Below are 1,529 nucleotides of genomic sequence, written 5' to 3' on the forward strand. Positions count from 1 at the left end.
TAAAAATCGCCAATCTCCTGAGTGATGGGAGAAAATCCCCGCGTAAAATCGCAATTAAAAAAATGTTCTTGGTAACGAATATTCCTGCAAGTTAAGCAGCTTTTTTCAGAGAATGCCAAGGTTAGGGTTACTGTGGGGTGGTATTTTTTTACTGTGGTTACTCCTATTCAACAAATCGCCAATTGCATGTAACGTTTGTGTAAAATTGCGTTGCTGTTAAGGTACTTAACAGTAATGAATTTTACATGTTGTTGTAGGTTGTTTATTTATTTTCCATTGGTAACTTATCAATTTTATTATCTAAGTACAGCTTAATTTCGGCATCAACGCGCCCTTTACATAGCACATTTATTCCTTTCTCATACTTTAAGTATTTCAATACTTTCGCAAATGAATATATGTTATTAAATGTATCAGAAATAAATTCTTCACTACCCACAGCGTAGATAATATAACAGTTGCCACCTCCCAAGTAATAGTAATTAATCGATTTCAAATCATGTAAATAGATTTCTTCTTTGTACTGCTGTATGAAAGTGTCATAGAACAGTGTTAATCGATTATCATCAAGTTTATAGCCGTTAAAACTTGATTTCTTAGTGAAAATTAGAATCAACAAAATTCCTAGCGCAAATAATGATAGGCTTACCCAAATATTAAAATATAATCCAAGTAGCAAAATGAATAGAGCAATAAAAAGTTGTTCTCTTTTATTTTTTCGATATTCGAGCAGAATGTCTTTATCTAAAGTATCACTTATCATATTTTACAGCAATTTTCAGTATTCGCCAAACTTCAATTGAGGCAGTTGAATTTAAAATTATTTGTTCAGGCAACAAGTGATTTGCATGAATAATTGCAATTTTATTTCTAATTATTTCTCTTTTCTTAAGACAGTACTAATCTCTAGCTTAATCCTATCAGCTTGATATCTCGTTGCATTTTACTCATCTATGGCATCTTATTGAAAATAGAATCAATAGGACCTTCGTATGGTCTTGAATCATGCTTAATCATTGACCAGATAAATAATGCGACAAGACCTGTACTCAACCAAATAATGGTTTTATTTCGTTTACTTAGCTTATTTACTTTTATATAATTCAATATTTTAATTGAAAAAAGAACTAAGACTGCCCAAATAATAAAAACTTTAATAAAGTCAATTGCGTCTAAAGCAAAATCAAGAGCATATTGTCCTTCAGCGCGAACAAGTCGTGGCATTAAAATTAATATGAAAACTAAACATTTTTTCATTTATGCAGTTCTTATTTTCAGAATATCCTTCTTTCGCGTTGGCAGCAATTACCTACAACGTTTGTGTATGTTGTCGTTGCTAGCCCGAAGGGCAGCTATGCAATATACATATTGTTACATGCTGTTTTATTTTACAATGTACTATTTTTTAACATTCTACATATATTTTTATATCGTTTTTCTTTCAACTTTCGTTCATTTTGTCTTAGCACAAAACGAACCAAAAACCCAAGACCCGCACAAATAAATGATTTCATCCTGTGCAAAACAAA

2 protein-coding genes are annotated in these 1,529 nt (G+C 31.1%); both read right to left on the minus strand.

Annotated features, from left to right (window positions below; all coding sequences use genetic code 11):
• Nucleotides 1–262 precede the first annotated feature (262 nt).
• Nucleotides 263–763 carry a hypothetical protein gene (locus tag DNU06_RS17395; protein ID WP_111064776.1) on the minus strand — a complete coding sequence of 167 codons (501 nt, stop codon included), beginning with the start codon at nucleotides 761–763 and terminating at the stop codon, nucleotides 263–265.
• Nucleotides 764–951: 188 nt separating this feature from the next.
• On the minus strand, nucleotides 952–1,257 hold the full coding sequence (locus DNU06_RS17400) for a hypothetical protein (protein WP_146239326.1): 306 nt from the start codon (nucleotides 1,255–1,257) through the stop codon (nucleotides 952–954).
• Between the last annotated feature and the right edge of the window lie 272 nt (nucleotides 1,258–1,529).

This window comes from Putridiphycobacter roseus, assembly GCF_003234935.1.
GTDB classification, from domain to species: domain Bacteria; phylum Bacteroidota; class Bacteroidia; order Flavobacteriales_D; family Crocinitomicaceae; genus Putridiphycobacter; species Putridiphycobacter roseus.